The 16,928-nt window shown below is 45.4% G+C and carries 18 protein-coding genes; 7 read left to right on the forward strand and 11 right to left on the reverse strand.

The window, feature by feature from the left end; translation table 11 throughout:
- Positions 1–194: 194 nt before the first annotated feature.
- The 5 genes from C170_RS22875 to C170_RS22895 all read right to left on the reverse strand — a co-directional run bounded on the left by C170_RS22875 (position 195) and on the right by C170_RS22895 (position 4,784).
- On the reverse strand, positions 195–926 hold the full coding sequence (locus C170_RS22875; protein ID WP_051447359.1) for a hypothetical protein: 732 nt from the start codon (positions 924–926) through the stop codon (positions 195–197).
- 194 nt (positions 927–1,120) lie between these two features.
- Positions 1,121–1,417 carry a winged helix-turn-helix transcriptional regulator gene (locus C170_RS22880; protein WP_074096966.1) on the reverse strand — a complete coding sequence of 99 codons (297 nt, stop codon included), beginning with the start codon at positions 1,415–1,417 and terminating at the stop codon, positions 1,121–1,123.
- A gap of 331 nt (positions 1,418–1,748) precedes the next feature.
- The gene (locus C170_RS22885) at positions 1,749–2,477 is read right to left on the reverse strand and encodes a ThuA domain-containing protein (RefSeq protein ID WP_017687549.1); all 729 of its coding nucleotides are present in this window, start codon (positions 2,475–2,477) and stop codon (positions 1,749–1,751) included.
- A gap of 24 nt (positions 2,478–2,501) precedes the next feature.
- Complete coding sequence (locus C170_RS22890) at positions 2,502–3,470, reverse strand: sugar phosphate isomerase/epimerase family protein (protein ID WP_036614447.1); 969 nt, start codon at positions 3,468–3,470, stop codon at positions 2,502–2,504.
- 201 nt (positions 3,471–3,671) lie between these two features.
- On the reverse strand, positions 3,672–4,784 hold the full coding sequence (locus C170_RS22895; RefSeq protein WP_036614448.1) for a Gfo/Idh/MocA family protein: 1,113 nt from the start codon (positions 4,782–4,784) through the stop codon (positions 3,672–3,674).
- Between the two features lie 190 nt (positions 4,785–4,974).
- Between C170_RS22895 and C170_RS22900 the strand changes: the two genes are divergently transcribed.
- The gene (locus C170_RS22900; protein WP_017687546.1) at positions 4,975–5,793 is read left to right on the forward strand and encodes an AraC family transcriptional regulator; all 819 of its coding nucleotides are present in this window, start codon (positions 4,975–4,977) and stop codon (positions 5,791–5,793) included.
- Positions 5,794–5,818: 25 nt separating this feature from the next.
- Here C170_RS22900 and C170_RS22905 read toward each other — a convergent pair whose 3' ends face one another.
- Both C170_RS22905 and C170_RS22910 read right to left on the reverse strand, forming a co-directional pair.
- Positions 5,819–6,133, reverse strand: a complete 315-nt coding sequence (locus C170_RS22905; protein WP_036614451.1) for a hypothetical protein — start codon at positions 6,131–6,133, stop codon at positions 5,819–5,821.
- A gap of 32 nt (positions 6,134–6,165) precedes the next feature.
- On the reverse strand, positions 6,166–7,104 hold the full coding sequence (locus C170_RS22910) for a Gfo/Idh/MocA family protein (protein WP_036614452.1): 939 nt from the start codon (positions 7,102–7,104) through the stop codon (positions 6,166–6,168).
- Positions 7,105–7,204: 100 nt separating this feature from the next.
- On the opposite strand from C170_RS22910, the gene C170_RS22915 reads away from it, so the two are divergent.
- Entirely contained in the window at positions 7,205–7,915 is a 711-nt protein-coding gene (locus tag C170_RS22915) for a TVP38/TMEM64 family protein (RefSeq protein ID WP_162158991.1), read from the forward strand.
- 181 nt (positions 7,916–8,096) lie between these two features.
- Positions 8,097–9,059, forward strand: coding sequence for a peptide-methionine (S)-S-oxide reductase MsrA (msrA, locus tag C170_RS22920; protein ID WP_036614455.1), 963 nt, complete (start codon positions 8,097–8,099; stop codon positions 9,057–9,059).
- 103 nt (positions 9,060–9,162) lie between these two features.
- Here the strand turns inward: msrA and C170_RS22925 are convergent, their stop codons facing one another.
- The 3 genes from C170_RS22925 to C170_RS22935 all read right to left on the reverse strand — a co-directional run bounded on the left by C170_RS22925 (position 9,163) and on the right by C170_RS22935 (position 12,026).
- The gene (locus C170_RS22925; RefSeq protein ID WP_036614456.1) at positions 9,163–10,398 is read right to left on the reverse strand and encodes an MFS transporter; all 1,236 of its coding nucleotides are present in this window, start codon (positions 10,396–10,398) and stop codon (positions 9,163–9,165) included.
- 81 nt (positions 10,399–10,479) lie between these two features.
- Positions 10,480–11,088 (reverse strand): TetR/AcrR family transcriptional regulator, encoded by a 609-nt coding sequence (locus tag C170_RS22930; protein WP_036614459.1) that lies wholly within the window; start codon positions 11,086–11,088, stop codon positions 10,480–10,482.
- A gap of 137 nt (positions 11,089–11,225) precedes the next feature.
- Positions 11,226–12,026: a lipid II flippase Amj family protein gene (locus C170_RS22935; RefSeq protein WP_036614460.1), complete on the reverse strand. Its 801-nt coding sequence runs from the start codon at positions 12,024–12,026 to the stop codon at positions 11,226–11,228.
- A gap of 391 nt (positions 12,027–12,417) precedes the next feature.
- Between C170_RS22935 and C170_RS22940 the strand changes: the two genes are divergently transcribed.
- Positions 12,418–12,888, forward strand: coding sequence for a DUF2188 domain-containing protein (locus tag C170_RS22940; RefSeq protein ID WP_036614463.1), 471 nt, complete (start codon positions 12,418–12,420; stop codon positions 12,886–12,888).
- Between the two features lie 126 nt (positions 12,889–13,014).
- Here C170_RS22940 and C170_RS22945 read toward each other — a convergent pair whose 3' ends face one another.
- On the reverse strand, positions 13,015–13,749 hold the full coding sequence (locus C170_RS22945; protein ID WP_036614465.1) for a YitT family protein: 735 nt from the start codon (positions 13,747–13,749) through the stop codon (positions 13,015–13,017).
- A 950-nt stretch (positions 13,750–14,699) separates the two neighbouring features.
- Between C170_RS22945 and C170_RS22950 the strand changes: the two genes are divergently transcribed.
- From C170_RS22950 to C170_RS22960, 3 genes are all read left to right on the forward strand, one after another.
- Positions 14,700–15,737, forward strand: a complete 1,038-nt coding sequence (locus C170_RS22950; protein ID WP_051447360.1) for a nucleotide-binding protein — start codon at positions 14,700–14,702, stop codon at positions 15,735–15,737.
- A complete protein-coding gene (locus tag C170_RS22955; protein WP_017687536.1) occupies positions 15,734–15,967 on the forward strand; it encodes a hypothetical protein in 234 nt (77 codons plus the stop codon). The genes C170_RS22950 and C170_RS22955 overlap by 4 nt, the downstream gene beginning before the upstream one ends.
- A gap of 479 nt (positions 15,968–16,446) precedes the next feature.
- Positions 16,447–16,830 (forward strand): hypothetical protein, encoded by a 384-nt coding sequence (locus tag C170_RS22960; protein WP_036614473.1) that lies wholly within the window; start codon positions 16,447–16,449, stop codon positions 16,828–16,830.
- Positions 16,831–16,928 lie beyond the last annotated feature (98 nt).

Here is a 16,928-nt window from a genome sequence, read left to right on the forward strand (position 1 = left end):
GGTAACACCACCCTGCGTAAAATCATTCACCCTGTTGTCCATAACCTCTATTATGGCACAACCTTCGGCAAAAAAAAGTGTCAAAGCCGTTACTTTTATAGGCTACCGCCTGCAAATAAGGCTTGTACAAGAAAGAGAGCCTGCACACAGGCTCTCCAATCGATATCATTTTTATGTTCTCATTGGTTACGTTATCATTGGACACTAGCCTGCATGTATGTCCGTCCTCCATCGCCATCTTTCAGATATGGATTAAGCCCGAAGAACTGCTCCTCAGATACGTATACACCTGTCAGCAATCGCCCTTCAAGCAATCCACCGTCAACCTGCACGCAACATGAAGGTGCGTCTACATACTCCTGATACAACGGAATCTGCCCATATTGTTGATGGACCTTGAATACCTTGCCTTGCTCATGCAAAGGCCGTTCCGAGAAATAGGTAGGCACAATATAACGGGCAATGACATCCAGCTCCTGCACGCTATAAAAGGGTTCATCACCAAGCCATGGCGCAAACATTCGAATCTTCTCATATTGTGACCAGACAACCGCCTGAATCAGCATTTCTGCCTGAACCAGCCGACCTTCTCCCACATCTAAAGCCAATTGCTTACCACGGATAGTTTCTTCCATCTGAGACATCGTTGAATCAGGTTGTCCCAGCTCACATCCGATACACTTCCAGCCCCTGGACGTTTGAATCCATTTTTGCAGCACCGCCGGAGCTAATTTCGGACCATCGCTGTTCACAGAATGCGTATTCACTTCGGCAAGATCATCCTTAACCGAACGGGAATATGCTGTGCGCTTAAACAACTCTGCAGCTTTTTTGTAAATTAGATGGACCTGAATGGATGCGCTCTCAAGTTCTGCAATATCTTTTTTGCCGTAGCGTACTTCACGGGATAAGCTTTCTTCTCTCATGACAAGTGGGCCTCCTTCGCTCCGGCCGTCTGTGGCCATTTTCTATAGATTATACTACAACTCATGACAACATGTGCATAGCCCAAGAGAAAAACGCCGATCAACATAGTACTTAAGACAAAAACCCCTGATTTCCACAGAAATCAGGAGTCTATGTCATTCATGCAACAAAAGTGGGTGATATTGCTTATGCGTTAGTCAACCCACTGCTCAGCCCAGTCTTGAATTTGATTCATAACAGGCTGGAGCGCTCTACCTTTATCCGTCAGTTCATATTCAATACGAACTGGCGTCTCGGGATAGACGTGACGAACCAGAATACCTTCACTCTCCAGATCTTTCATCCGTTCGGATAACATCTTATCACTCATGGATGGAATCAGATTGGAGATATCCTTGAATCGCTTCGAACCACTCATCAATGTTTGAATAATTAAACCATTCCAGCGCTTGCCCAAAAAAGAAAACGCCGTCTCAAAACGCGGACACATCCGCAAGTCTTGACCTTCCACATTAATCACCTCTTTAGAGATCACTCAAATCAACTTACATTTTGTTAGTATATTTCATAATAACATATTTAAGCTTCAAAGAAAACGCCTGCAACTAAAAAGTTTAAATTTTAGAAGCATATCATCCAAAATGGATCATACATCCCAGTATACATTACACGCTACGTCGTCACCATGGGAAATATCGTATAACTTCCCCATAGTACTATCTTACCCAAAAAGAACCCAGCTGCCACAGTCATCAATGACTCGGAGAAGGGTTCTTTTTGAATAAAACTTATAATTTCCATTACACGATTGAGTTAGTGAATTAGACCAGCACGCCACCAAATGGTCTTACAGGTTCGCTCTTGCCAAATTCCGGCTTAAAGCTGCGGGCAGGATATGCCCATTTCACAGCATTGCTGATCACTCTTAATATTTCCGGTTTGTAATAGGTCGGATACGTCTCATGACCTGGTCGGAAATAAAAGATTTTACCTTCACCACGCCGGAACGTACATCCGCTCCGGAATACTTCCCCACCCTGGAAGTTGCTCACAAACACCAGTTCATCCGGTACTGGAATATCGAAGAATTCACCGTACATCTCTTCTTTTTCCAATACAATCTTGCCTTCGATGCCATCCGCAATCGGATGAGATGGGTTAACACACCATACAATTTCCTGCTCGTCAGCTACACGCCACTTCAGATCGCAACTTGTTCCCATCAGCGCTTTGAATGGTTTGGAGAAATGACCTGAATGGAGCACAATCATTCCCATCCCGTTCAGCACTCGCTGCGCAACCTTCTGTGAGATCTCATCGCTTACGCGATCATGTGCCATATGTCCCCACCATATGAGCACATCTGTGGAATTCAGCACTTCATCACTTAATCCATGTTCAGGCTGATCAAGTGTAGCTGTACGAATAGCAAAGCCTTCGCCGCCAAGTCCGTCAGCCAGTGCTCGATGCAGACCATCCGGGTAGACTTCCCTTACTTCATCGTGAATTTTCTCATGGACAAATTCATTCCAAATGGTGACGTTGATCATATTCAATTTCCCCCTAGTGTAGCTCTAAACCCACCACATGTCGCCCAGCGGTTCTTCGATCAATACTTGCTGGAGATTTTGCACGGCTTTAGAGAATCCTTCTTCAACCGACATCAGACCGTCTTCGTGCTCAATACTTACTACATAATCATATCCGACTAGACGCAAGGCACTCATAATATCTGCCCAAGTCTTGTTATCATGTCCATAACCGACCGAGCGGAACTGCCAAGCCCGATCCAGCATATTGGTATAGTCCTGCATATCCGTTACACCGTGTTTGTTCACGTTTACCGGATCAATCGTTGTATCTTTTGCATGGAAGTGATGGATAGCTCCTTCACGTCCCAAGATGTGAATTGCCTGAACCGGATCAATACCTTGCCACCACATGTGACTTGGGTCCAGATTGGCTCCGATCACTTCACCTGCTGCTTCACGCAGTCTCAGCAAGGTTGCTGGTGTATGAACGGAGAATCCACCGTGCAGCTCCAATCCAACTTTTACGTTACGATCTGCTGCAAATTTACCCCACTCTGTCCAGTAAGGGATCACTTTGTTCTCCCACTGCCACTTCAGGATCTCCTGGAAGTCATTTGGCCATGGTGCAACAGGCCAGTTCGGATATTTGGCATCCTCATGGTCTCCCGGACAACCGGAGAATGTATTCACTACAGGTACTTCCAGCTTCTCAGCCAGTTCTACCGATTTAACAAAATCATCGTGAAACTCTTTGGCAATATCCTTTTGCGGATGTAGCGGGTTACCGTGACAGCTAAGTGCACTGATCGTCAAACCACGTGATTCCACTGCATTTTTGAAGTTTTTCAAGGCTGTAGGATTGCTTAACAACTCATCTGGCTTACAATGTGCATTGCCTGGATGTCCGCCTGTTCCGATCTCTACTGCTTTTAATCCCTTGGATGCTACATAATCAAGAGCATCCTCCAATTTACGTCCTCCGAATAGTACCAAAAATACGCCGAGTTTCAAGTGCGATTCCTCCCTGGATTAGATATCGTATGATTGCTGAATTCATGAATATTGAACTGTATACAATTACCGTTCAGATCACATGCCTGTTTGATTAGTGTGGAAAATCGAGAGTGTTTCTATCCTGAAATTGAACGTAAGAATACTGGTTATTCTGCTTCACTCGTAAGAGCATCAAGCTTCGAACACTTATTACTCAGACTAGTGGGATTCCACGGTTTCAATCTCAGTTTGAACTGTGCGAGTTACTGCAAAAGAATCATAGCTGCTCTCCAGATGTATGTGCTTGCCTTCAAGTGAAGAACGCTGGAATGAATGCATGGCTTCCAGAACGTGATAAGCTAGCTTGCCACTGGCTTTGTGTTCCCTTCCGGCACGAATGGATTCAACCATTTCCGTTACGCCGATGCCTCGTTCGTTTTGTCCACTTTCGAAGACTGGTTTGACTGTCTCCCAAGTGTCTTGACCGTATCTGCGAACCTTCACTTCCCCGTTGAAATAATTGGGGTCCGGTACACTAAGCGTACCTTCTGTACCATAGATTTCAATACGTGGCAGATCCGAAGCTCCGCGAATATCGAAACTGGTAATCATGGTTGCAATGGCACCTTCTGCAAAATCAATGGTTCCTGCCAAGTGAGTAGGCGTCTCTACTTGAAGCGCTGTGCCTTCCTTTGGCCCAGAGCCAATCTTGCGATCTGCAATCTGTATGCCTGCCGAGGCGCTGATTCTGCGTATCGGTCCAAGCAGCGTAATCAGAGCAGTCAGGTAGTAAGGTCCCATATCAAACATCGGTCCGCCACCTGCGACATAAAAGAACTCCGGATTAGGATGCCAAGCCTCTGGTCCTCCACCCATGAAGAATGAAGTCGCTGCAACCGGCTTACCAATCAGCCCATCCTCAATGGCTTTACGAGCTGTCTGTATGCCTGAACCAAGGAAGGTATCCGGTGCAGAACCAACATACAATCCCTTTTCCTCAGCCAACTCAACAACTTTGCGACCATCCTCAAGAGAAATTGCCAGCGGCTTCTCGGCATACACATGTTTGCCTGCTTCGAGTGCAGCCAGATCGGTCATGGCATGACTGCCAGGAACCGTAAGGTTCAACACAAGTTCAATTTCGTTATTTTGCAGCAACTCATCTACATTGTAAACGTTTGCGATATTAAATTCATCTGCCCGTTCCTGAGCGCGTTCACGAATCAAATCCGCAACAGCCACGACTTCAATGACCGGGTTGTTTTTGAGATTTTCCAAGTAGATGGCGCTGATGTTACCACACCCGATGATGCCTGCTTTCATTTTCTCCACTGTGACGTTCATCTCCTTACGCATGGTGAAAATCTGCGTTTGAATGGTTGAGATACATATGTTTTGTTGGATGTTTCCTGTTCCTTAAATCTAATACTATGGTATTCCGTTTCAGCTTCAATTAAAATGAATAATATGATTGAAACATGAACTATCTGGTCATAATTTTCAAATTGCAAGGAGTATGCCCATGCCGACAGATCAATCCTGCCAAGTTCTTACAGCAGGCTTTTCATTTCATCGTAAACCCTACGCTATGGTGCAGCCTGAAGGGGTGAAGAACTACCTGTTAAGACTGCAAACAGACGGACGTTGCCGTGCACGCATAGACGGGGACATGTCCCTGGTGGATGCGGGCGATCTGCTTCTTTTTGATCCTGACGAACCCTATGAGCTGAGAATAGACAATGAAACCAATCCGATGGGAGAACGACTGGTGGAGAGTGGTGACTATCACATCTTCTTTAATGGTTCCTGGGTGGATGAGTGGTGGAAACGGCACAAACGGCCGACCCGGATCAAAGTCGAACTGACGGAAAGTCTTTTGGTCCTGTTTCGACAGCTCGTACTGGAACAGCGCCGCATCTCCAATCCTTATCCGGAAATTTCAAGTTATTATATGCGAATTTTATGTCTGGAAGTGGATCGTCTGCTCGCGGAGCATCCAACGATAACCAACACCAATTATGTGGCTTATGAGATCAAAAACTACATTGAAGAAAACGCTTCCTCTTTATTCAAGCTCGATGATGTGGCAACACATATTGGCATTAGTGTCTCACGGGGTGTACATCTCTTCAAAGAAGCGTTTGGCAAAAGCATCATGCAATACACGCTTGACGTACGGCTGAATATGGCCAGGGAACGAATTATTTTCAGTCCAATGACCCTGGAGCAAGTGTCTGAGTCTTCCGGCTTTAACAACTATACCTATTTTCATCGGGTATTCCGTTCCCGGTTCGGCATGTCTCCGAAGGAATTCCGTGTCATTCACCGGGAACAGATGTAATCATACCAGTATACGTAAGTTGAACTTATTTGCGCGCGGCTATGGCCTCGGATACAACCATCGCCAGATCTTCATTGCCAAACATGGACAACACGCCAAGTACCGTATCATCCGGGATTTCACCGGCTTCCTCCTTGGATACAATCAGCTTCTGCACCTGCTGCAAACGCTCGTTGCTCTGCTGATTCGGGTAGGCTTGCCGGTACATCTCTTCCGGATCCAAACCATTATTGACACACCACTGGGCAAATACGAGGATCATCATCTCTTCTTCCTGTTTATAGGTTTCTACAACAGCTTCCTCGATCTGTTTATTACGTTCCTTTTCATATTCATCCATGACTTGTATTCCTCCGTATGTGTATTCTGCAATTATTTGCGAATCAATTGTTCCGCCAGTTCATGACTGTCCATGACATGACTTGCACTGATCAGGCAATCATCAGGTGAGTCCAGACAAGCCAGGAAATTATCAACTGCTCCGCTAAAACCTCTGCGTGTTAACACGGTGTCCCAGCTCCCGAACGTTTCTTTGGTTTCCAGACTCCCCTGTTCCATGTAGCTGATAATGTCCATGTTCACCACTTCAACAGATCGTCCACCACCATGCAATTCGATCTTCTCCAGATCTGTCCCAGCTTCACGCACCATATCGAATCGACCGTAGGCTGTTCTGCCCAGCTTGGCCGTTCCCGTTGCATGCAGCAGTCTGTCCCGATCATTCTTCCGAATCCATTGATGAAGCAACTCCACATTATGATCCGAGTACCACAACATCAGATCCAGTATATGGATGAGATCATCATAGATGGTTTCTGCCGCAGGACGATCCTGAATGCCTGTACGATGTTTGGTCACTGTCAAGGATTCAAAACCTTTTCCACCCTGCATCCATTCTTTCGCTTTTTGGTACATCGGTGCGAATCTGCGGTTGAAGCCCACGGCCAGTAGCAGCCCTTGTGCCTCGGCAAAAGCAGTCATCTCTTCCGACTCCCGAATCGTATAGGATAACGGTTTGTCTACGTACACGGCTAATCCCTGTTCCAGACATTGCATGACAATGTCAAAGTGCGCTTCCGTTGCTGTATGTACAAACACCGCATCCAAGTCCCAGGACAACAGTTCTTTCAGATCCGTTGTTCCCCGTTCTAATCGATACGCCTCCTGAACGGCTTTGACCGGCTCCGGAGATCGATTCATAATGCCTACAATCTCCACGTTCGGATGAGCTGTTAACAGCGGCAAATATACTTTACGTGCAATATCGCCGAGGCCGATAATTGCAACTCGTTTACGTTGGGTTGTTTCCATGATGATCATTCCACCTTCAGTTCGGTTCTATATTTCCACGTCCTATAGTGTAACCCTTCGGACAGCAACTTGCCAGTGATTGCAGCAGACTTCGCACGAATTGTTCAGACAATGGGCGAACGTGGTAAACTTAGGAGGAACAGCAGTACAGATCGGGACACGACCAGACCTGCCTGATCTGAAAGGAGCGTTTGGGATTTTGCGAAAATGGTTATGGCTTCTGTTATATGTTTTACTTGCAGGAGTCACGTTTATTTACAGATATGAACTGCTGGCCTGGACCGATCTTCATCAGTCCATTCCGCTGTTACTCGCCATGGCAACATTGTTTGCTCTTGTGCCTGTAATTCCTTATAAGTTTGTTATTATCGCCTTTGGTTACAGTTACGGTACCACCACAGCAGCCTGGATATGCTGGCTTGGCACCACACTTGCAGCCATGCTCGTTTACGGCGGAGCAAGAACCATCTTCAGACATCAGGCGAGATCGTACCTCGAACGTATTCGGGGTCTGAACCGTTTTACCACATGGATGGAAGCACATCCGTTCATGGGTGTCATGTCGATGCGACTGTTGCCGATCGTGCCTCAGATGGCCGTTAATATCTACGCAGGTATAACGTACACGCCATTCTGGGTCTTCATGCTTGCCACGGCCATTGGGAAAATGCCAGCGATTTTTGTATTTGCCTATGCAGGTGCACAAGCTGAAACCTCAATCTGGTTGAGCTTGGCCATCCTTGCCGGATATCTGGTGTTCATGGCCATTGTATTGCTCTTATTTCGCTTTCGGTCACGCAACAAAGCCTGAATTCAGAATTAGCAAACCGTTCAGATTCAGCTTGTTTTCATTCCGGCTTGGTTGGCTTGCCAATTCAGGATATAATAGAAGAGCAAGCCTAATGCTTGTGTAACAAGTTTTAATAAAACGGTAGATTGCTGGAGCTCGAACACGAGCGCTAAATCTTCATCAGAAATGGAGTGACTATAGCATGGAACAACATTCAAGTGAGTTAGCAACTTTTGCAGGCGGATGCTTCTGGTGTATGGTATCCCCCTTTGAAGAACTGCCCGGTATTCATAAGATCGTATCGGGTTATACAGGAGGACATACCGAGAATCCAACATATGAAGAGGTCTGCTCGGAGACAACAGGACATGTAGAGGCTGTACAAATTACGTTTGACCCTGCCATCTTCCCTTATAAGAAACTGGTTGAACTGTTCTGGCAGCAGATTGATCCTACGGATACAGGCGGACAATTCCATGACCGCGGATCTTCCTATCAGACGGCTATCTTCTATCACAGTGAAGAGCAGCGCCAGATTGCGGAAGCTTCCAAAGCGGAGCTGGGACAAAGTGGACGTTTTGACAAACCAATCTTCACACCCATTTTGCCAGCCAAACCGTTCTATGAAGCGGAAGAACATCATCAAAATTATCACCGGAAGAACCCTGCCCATTACAAACGCTACAGCAAAGGTTCTGGACGTGTAGATTTCATCGAACGTAACTGGACCGGTAACGTGGATAAAGACGGGCTGAAAGAGCGTTTGACGCCGCTTCAATATGAAGTTACGCAGAACAGCGCGACCGAGCCTGCATTCCATAACGAATTCTGGGATCACCACGGTGATGGTATCTATGTGGACATCGTATCTGGCGAGCCATTGTTCAGTTCTACCGACAAATACGACTCCGGCTGCGGCTGGCCGAGCTTCACACGTCCATTGCGTGACCACAACGTGAAGGAAAAAACCGATCTCAGCCACTTCATGATTCGTACCGAAGTGAGAAGTCGTGAGGGTGATTCCCATCTGGGTCACCTGTTCAACGATGGTCCTGCCGAAGCAGGTGGAATGCGTTATTGCATCAACTCTGCTGCACTTCGTTTTGTACCCAAAGAAGACTTGCAAAAAGAAGGTTACGGTGAGTACGCCGTCCTTTTCCAATAAGTTATAATACAAATACAAAAAAGCAGTGGGATGATCCCGCTGCTTTTTTGTCGTACATTCTTGTTTTTAATAGACGAACTATTGTTGCACAAGAATGCATTGATTAGGTTTGGCTCGAAGAGATTTCCGAATTCAATTGATTGGCAGGAGCCGTCTGATCATTACGAAATTGAATTCGCATCGCTGGAACAATACCCAGGATCATCACGGTAACCGAGATTGCGTAGACGATAAAAATGGATGTGCTGTTCATCAGTACACCTGCCATGGAAGATCCAAGAAGCATACTTCCTATGAATAAAGGTGTGATGGTGCCATTCACTCTCCCGATCAAATGCTCATCGATCCGAGTGACCAAGTATGTGGAGATGATGACGTTGATGAATGCCATACTGATTGAGCTTAAGAAGCTGATCAAAAGGGTCAACCAGAACCAACTGGATAACACTTCCCCCATCGTGGCTACAGCCAGACACAGCACACCTACAAGCAGAGTTAAGGTCTGGTTCAGCTTGGCACTTACAGCAGCCGCAATACCTCCTCCAATCAATAAACCTATTCCGGACGCTCCAGAGAGAAACTGTAACGACGTTGCTTCAAGTCCCAGACGTTCGGTGATCAGAAATATTCCAAGTGGGCTGATGAGACCCGCAGAAAGCCCTATACAGATGAATACCAAACTAAGCATTTTTAACGAGCGAGATCGAGCAACATATTGCCACCACTCTTTGATATCCGCTAATAATGAGGTATTTGTTTCCCGCTGGGTGGCGTCTTTAGGAAGCAATGTGAGTAGAAGCGCAGAGATCAGGAATAGAATGAGTAATGCGTACATGGATGCCTGAATTCCCATTGCAGTGTATATAAACGTTCCAACGATTGGTCCGAGAATTAAAAACAACGATTGACCACTCTGTGTAATAGCAATTGCAGACTGCAAATGTTCTCCCTTTACATTTCGCCTCACAATCTTTAGAGAGGATGGTTGAGAAAACTGGCTAACGATAGAGGATACAAACGTGGCTACGTATAGAATCTGCCAATACCCGGAAGATAAAACACCGATAATCATGACAATAGACAACGCACTCAGAATATCCCCCAGTATCATCGTACGTTTGGGATTCCAGCGATCAGCAAGTGCACCACCAATGATGGAGAAAACAAAAATCGGAGCATATTCAAGTACGGTAATCAGCGAGACGGCTATTGGACTTCCCTGAGTTCTATCCATCACATAATAGAGGATCGCCATATTCCGGATCCATATCGCCAGATTTTGCAGCAGATCAGACCCTGTCACGATTAAAAAAGCTTTGTTTCTGAACAATGTGTTCATTCGCCATCTCCTCTTTTAAACCGACTGTCCGGTTTATTAATATTTAAAAAGAAAAACTGACGTTACATCAGCTTTTCATGGTTAACCTTGTTGAATACCTGCCAGCAGACTGGCCATGCCTTTGTGGTAAATACGACGAATATCTGTCAGGTCCTTCTCATAATAGAGTGTAGTCAATCCGCTAAACAGACCGTAGATGATGTGCATTACATCCTGTGGGTCATCCGGTTTTAACTCTCCATCTTCCATCCCTTTAGTAATAATGGACTCGTATGTCGCATACGGAATTCGGATCAGGGAAAGCATCTCATCAAGCATCTCCTGACTGACGACCTGACCCGAGACAAACTCGTTAATGGCGTGATTCAGCGGGTTAGCCAAATCATCTACATAATGGTCAGCAAGTCCGTACAGTTTGTCTATGGCAGTCTTATACCCGGATTCTTTGTCCAACCAAGCATCCATCCAATCTTCATTGTTAAGCTTGATTAGATACATGAATAACTCTTCTTTGCTTTTGAAATGATAATAGATGCTGCCTTTACTCCGATTGTTAATCGTACATATGTCTTCCATGGAAGTTGCACTATATCCCTTTTGGGCAAACAGTTCCTTGGTATTACGTGCAATGTCTTTTTTTATCTGGGCAACATCTTTTCTTCGTTTAACTTCGATTGGAAAAACCTCCATAAATTAAACCGACTATTCGGTCTAATAGTATCACAACACAAATACTCCGTCAATTCATTTTGCACAGGCACCCTCTCATTTGCTGTTTCAAAAGGGGGTACAAGAGAGTGCCTGGCTACAATTCAGGAAAGAAGAAGTCACATCATACTTACAATCCAACCGATCCAATACGCAAATGGAATTAATAACAACTGTGCCAACAGTGTACCGAATAAACGGGATACGAGCATGCAACCATAAATCTGATTCATGCGATCCAAACGGATCTCGCCACGTAATGATTTGTCACTAAGCAGGGAAATCCGCGGATCAATCAGGATGGTTAACAAAATAGTCGCTATTCCGTTAATTAACCCGGTTGATTGGGATGCAGCTACAGCCTGCCCTGGGTAAAGGTACGCTGCGTATAAGCTGGACAGGACACCTGTGGTATAGATTGCGGTTACCGCTACATTAAGCAGCATTAACCGTCTTGGCATCCCATGTTGTACCAATCGTTTGGCCATCTTCCAGGATGGCGGGGTGATGTAATACGTTGCATTTCTAATCTTGCTTCGCTTCAGCATACCGCGAACCATCGCAGGGATGGAACCGGCTGCTTCAAAATGTACAACCATTCTTGATGAGAGCTTCACCATAGTTGGAAAACACAATATGGCTAATGCCGTTCCAATTGTTGCCGCACCCATTAACCAGTGCAGCTGCGCCGCAAAGTGTGGATTGGTTCCACGTGTTGCAGTATCCACTAGATTACCTACCATCGGACCCTGGGCCATATTCGAGGTTCGAGAAACCAACAACAAGATACCTGCCAATGAAATGGCCAACGCGATTCTGCGGGTGCGTAGTCCACCAAGGCGGAGCGCGTATGACAAGCTGTCTGCGGCATGAATCAGCATAGTGAACAGCATAGGGATTGCCAGACTAAGACTAAACATATGTATGTACTCCTTTATATTCCTGTTATTGAACTTATTTCTTTCATGGACAGCATTATACTCCTCTGGCTTGCAAAAGTATAGGAACGAGATCCTTCTATATGAGTTGAACTAAAGAATATTTACACTGGACACTCCGATGACAGAACAACCTTCCGATCGCTGTTATCCCCAGATTTTTTTGATTCCTTTTATAAAGGGATAAATCCGGGGATAAAGGCGAACACTTCGTTTCTTCAGGTTTTTTCTGTCCTCTCCGTTTCGTGTAAATGTTTATTTCAATTTATATAGATCATCGGTAAATGCACTTACGACCTCGGATGTTCATCGTTTATCCCTCTCCTCACAGGGTAATATACAACTAATCCATTATTGTACAGGAGGGGTTCATATGCCTTGGAACAAACAGGATTATCCGGTATCCATGAAGAATCTGGAACCACGTGTCAGACATAAAGCAATTGAGATTGCCAATGCTCTGCTCGATGACGGGTATGAGGAAGGGCGCTCGATTGCTATAGCGACAGCTAAGGCGGAAGAATGGGATGAAAATCATCCCGCACCGGAAAATTCGAAATCGGACTCCACATCTTCTTCTGATAATTCCAACCGTAACAAGTCATCTTCTGGGGAGCGCCGTCATTCCGAGCCCGTCTCTTCGTCCAAAAGTCATGATAACATCCATGTCGTGCCTACCGACTCCGGTTGGGCGATCAAAGAAGAAGGAAAGTCTACCTATCTGTCCACATTTGATACTAAGGCAGAAGCTGTAGATAAGGCCAAAGAACTGAGTAGCAAACAAAATATTCGAGCGATTATCCATAATCAGGATGGTCAGATTGCTTCTTCGGTCAAGCCCTGAATGAATCGGAAAACAACAAAATCCCTTTTGCTGCTGAAGAGCAGTCAAAAGGGATTTTTGTATGAACTTTAACTATCAAGACCTGAATATGATGCATGCAGGTTATGGTTGTTCTGAGACGTATGGTTAATTGGATACCCCTCTAGCCACCGTAGTCCGTTGTGAAATAGCAGCAGCGTTAACTGCCTTGGCTGCAGCCGATGGCATCGGCAATTTCACCGCCGAAGTTGTAACCACGGTTCCGCGAGCCGGAACACTAACGACGTACGTGATGACTTTGCTGGCAATCCATACGGCCAGAATCGTATATAAAGTTTCTTTTACCGGAAGAAAGAAAAGCGACAATCCCAATACAAAAGCATCGCTGACAAAGAAAACTGTTCCCAGCTTCCATCCCTTCCAGCGGCTAACCAGCACGGCGAGAATATCGTCTCCACCTGTCGCTCCACCGAATCGAAGCACGATCCCAGCGCCTACCCCTGTCAATATACCGGATAGAACTGCCGGAATCCACAGATTTCCGTTAAACGACAATACCAGTGTGGAGTATCGTTCAAAGCCGTCATAGAATAGGGAAAATGCACCGACGCCAAGCAATGCCTGAATCATGAATTTCCAGCCTTTAAGGAACCAAGCCAGGATCATGACCGGAATGTCCAGTAACAACATACCGATAGCAGGTGATAAGCCTGTTGCGTATTTTCCGAGCAGGGCCAGACCAACAAATCCGCCCTCCGATAAATGATTCTGAAAGTTAATGTGATAATAAGCAAAAGCTAAAATAAATGTACCGAGTAGCATAATGGCGAATTTGATCGCCTCTGTTTTAACGTGTTGTAAGGTTAACGATGTTCTCTTCATTCAGGTTCCCTCGCAGTTTGTAGGTTGGTTTTTTAGACCGACCGTACCCTGCAAAAGGTAAGCCTGGAAGAAATCATCGTGTACGTCCTTCGAATATTCATTCCAATCCCCTCTTTCGCAGAGTCAGCCGTTTTTTTGAAACCGGTTGGTGTACTCTACAAGGGGCGCTATGTGTATGAGAGATCGTAACGTTTCCAGATCGTCCTTGGGGAGATTGTCCTTCGGGAACTCATGGTATCCTGATCCTTTCTGTTCTGTTGTGGTTAGCTGTGCTCAGTTAAACTGAAAAATAACTACAATGCGTAAGCTTGAACATTTAATTGTACACTTACACTTGGATTACAGTACCCTCTTTTGATCGCGGTTATCCCCGGATTTTTGGAATTCCATTTTCCCTCTGGGGAAAATCCGGTGATAGCTTATGCTTCCGAAGCTGCTTTCATTCAAAAAGCTTTCAGACGAACGCTTCGCTTCTACAGATGGGTTCTGCACTCTTCGTTCCTGTGTAAATTGTAAATCCAACTTACAGCAGTTGCAAGTTCATTCAGTTTAAACACCAAAGCTAACTTGCTTGTTCTTCTATTATATAACACCAACGTGACCGGGTCTAAACAGTAGACCCCTCAAAAACAGGCATAAAGCAGCCTTTGGACTGCTCCAGCAGTCATACGGCAACACCAGGATAAGCAATGCTTGCTAATGGTGCAACCTGCTCCTTTATTCTATGACCAAAGCTTCCAAAAATAACTGTCAGTCACCCAACTGTGACAAATTGGGGCCTTTTTTTATTTTCTTGCGCTTTTTAAAGGAATCATTTTCCTTTCACACATACACTATAGCAAACGTAATCGGCTTATTCTTTGTCCAGTTCAGACGTTTCCAGACTTACTCTGCTGTTTATGGTATAATATAACAATTGAATCCCACTACCGTTTAAGCGAGGCGGATTGATGAAAACGTTAAAGCCAAGAGTCTTTATTGGCTGCTCGCTGGAAGCGAAGCCGATTGCAGCCGCAGTACACGAAAACTTACGTTTTTCAGCCGAAGTTACCCCTTGGTATTCCGGGGTTTTTAATCCAAGTAGCTATACCATGGACGATCTGGAAGTAGAGGTCCGTACGACTGACTTTGCCATTTTTATTTTTCATCCGGATGATATATCCAAAATTCGCGGGAAGTACTACGCGTCAGTCCGGGATAATACAATGCTGGAAATGGGTCTGTTTATGGGTCGTCTGGGACGAAAACGTATTTTTTTCATTCTTCCTGAGGATATTACAGACATCAAGGACACAACCAAGGTCGAAGGATTGCGTATGCCCACAGATCTGCTGGGGTTAAATCCACTCGTATATGAAATCCGTTCTGACGGAAAGTGGGCACCAGCCGTGTCCGTGGCATGTTCCAAAATCGCAGACAGTATTGAGGAACAAGGACGCTGGAGTGATCCAGAATTGGAGAACATCATTGAGAAGCATAAACGCACTGAGGGAGAAGCAAGGTTACAACTGCTTAAGTTGCTGCGGTTCTTTAGGGAATTGCTGCGTACCCGCAAAGCAGATGCCAAGATGCTGGAGCGAATGAGCGATGCCTTACGTACTGCCTTTGTCTCTCATCCTCCATTCGCTGTACGTGGCACAGCCATATACCGTACAGATGACAGTGGTTACATCGAGCAATTATGTGGTAATGTTGGAGAACCGGGGAGAAAGTATGACTTGTCCGCTAACGACGACAAACAACCGGATGATCCCAAGCGCATCCTGGTGATTGATTCTTACCGGGAGAATAAAATCAAGATTAACCTGTATGATGATTACCTTGAGAAAGAGTATCTGCTATGCTATCCTGTAGCCAAGAGGTATGTTATCACCGTTCACATTATTGGACATATTGAAGCGGATGAGGCGGTATTTCAGCAGATTGACCTACAGAATCGTCAACTGTTCAACGCCATCAACGATTTGTTAGGAGGCGAACCGGAATGAAACCGGAAACGAAAAAAATAAGCAAGCGCTGGGGCAGCGAAAAAAAGGTACGCCTCAGTTCTGCGCCCGAATCATCACGACCGGTTCCGGAACCCAAGGAAGAAGATCGTTTCCACAAGCCGGCCGTACCGCTAACTACCATTGGGCCCTCCCTGAAGGGCAAGGAAAGACCTTATAAGGTCATCCTTGAAAAAGAGGCGTTCTACGAAAAGCCTCAATATCTTGCATAATTCCTGAACACATCATCAAACCTGCCGCTGAATCGGCAGTATTCCATAGGCCCCGCCGCCCAAGGCAGGGGCTTTTTTGTTGCTCATTTTCGCTAAAATAAAACTGCTTCTACTCGTTGACCTGGTGCCATTGTGTTAAGGCAAGACATCCTTAAATCATGATCATAATCGTAATAGCAATTCATTGCAGTAATTCATTGCTTGTAATTACTTCTGTAGCAGACTGCATTGCATAAGGTTTATTTGGTTTATGGCCTTAGGTTTCCTGCAAAACCCATAAATTATACCTTATTTTGGAGCAGGCTTGTCCCTAAATCCCTAGCCTCACTCACTATCTGTACCTTTAGGAAAATGCGATAATGTGTGCTTCCAATATTTCTCGGTTGTATTGTGTATCTCCATTACATATATTGATTATAATATAGGAACACATGTTCTGTAAATATAAAATTCCAATTAAAGGTTAAGGAAGTGAACATATGACATCCTCAACTTCCGCCCCATCCCCTGCGGATGAAGACCATCGTCTGATTAAAGGTCTGGTTGTGCGCACGCTATTGCTGGATGTACTTGAACGAGATATTCACACACTGGATACGTTGCTGCTGAAGATGCCCGAAGTCTACATTCTGTCGCTGACCCGCATTCAAAACAATGTGCTCAAGGAGATGTTGGCCCTTCGTAAACAGATGAGAACCCGCGGTGTCAAAGTACTGGAAGAGAAACGGGAAGCCGAGGGTATCGAAACTCTGTATATGTGCAGAGGGTATCGGCAACGGTTCTATATGCTGTGGACATTCGCACGTAATGAAGTCAAAAAAGAACTCAGTCGGCATCTGCAGATGGACTTGGCGCAGACTTGATACAACTCTGACAATATAGAACCCATTCCCCAGCAAAACAAGTTGACCACGGAAGGTTACGTTCATTAAGATGGAATAGATATATCCAACCGTTCCAA

Origin of the sequence: Paenibacillus sp. FSL H7-689, assembly GCF_000517905.1 — a bacterium.
GTDB classification, from domain to species: Bacteria; Bacillota; Bacilli; order Paenibacillales; family Paenibacillaceae; genus Paenibacillus; species Paenibacillus amylolyticus.

Bases quoted from the DNA above. Each gene is read 5' to 3' on its own strand.
- C170_RS22885 (WP_017687549.1), bottom strand. From the start codon at position 2,477: ATGATCAACGTCACCATTTGGAATGAATTTGTCCATGAGAAAATTCAC.
- C170_RS22960 (WP_036614473.1), top strand. From the start codon at position 16,447: ATGACATCCTCAACTTCCGCCCCATCCCCTGCGGATGAAGACCATCGT.
- C170_RS22880 (WP_074096966.1), bottom strand. From the start codon at position 1,417: ATGTGTCCGCGTTTTGAGACGGCGTTTTCTTTTTTGGGCAAGCGCTGG.
- C170_RS22925 (WP_036614456.1), bottom strand. From the start codon at position 10,398: ATGAACACATTGTTCAGAAACAAAGCTTTTTTAATCGTGACAGGGTCT.
- C170_RS22910 (WP_036614452.1), bottom strand. From the start codon at position 7,104: ATGGAAACAACCCAACGTAAACGAGTTGCAATTATCGGCCTCGGCGAT.
- C170_RS22955 (WP_017687536.1), top strand. From the start codon at position 15,734: ATGAAACCGGAAACGAAAAAAATAAGCAAGCGCTGGGGCAGCGAAAAA.
- C170_RS22900 (WP_017687546.1), top strand. From the start codon at position 4,975: ATGCCGACAGATCAATCCTGCCAAGTTCTTACAGCAGGCTTTTCATTT.
- msrA (WP_036614455.1), top strand. From the start codon at position 8,097: ATGGAACAACATTCAAGTGAGTTAGCAACTTTTGCAGGCGGATGCTTC.
- C170_RS22940 (WP_036614463.1), top strand. From the start codon at position 12,418: ATGCCTTGGAACAAACAGGATTATCCGGTATCCATGAAGAATCTGGAA.
- C170_RS22945 (WP_036614465.1), bottom strand. From the start codon at position 13,749: ATGAAGAGAACATCGTTAACCTTACAACACGTTAAAACAGAGGCGATC.
- C170_RS22875 (WP_051447359.1), bottom strand. From the start codon at position 926: ATGAGAGAAGAAAGCTTATCCCGTGAAGTACGCTACGGCAAAAAAGAT.
- C170_RS22950 (WP_051447360.1), top strand. From the start codon at position 14,700: ATGAAAACGTTAAAGCCAAGAGTCTTTATTGGCTGCTCGCTGGAAGCG.
- C170_RS22935 (WP_036614460.1), bottom strand. From the start codon at position 12,026: ATGTTTAGTCTTAGTCTGGCAATCCCTATGCTGTTCACTATGCTGATT.
- C170_RS22905 (WP_036614451.1), bottom strand. From the start codon at position 6,133: ATGGATGAATATGAAAAGGAACGTAATAAACAGATCGAGGAAGCTGTT.
- C170_RS22930 (WP_036614459.1), bottom strand. From the start codon at position 11,088: ATGGAGGTTTTTCCAATCGAAGTTAAACGAAGAAAAGATGTTGCCCAG.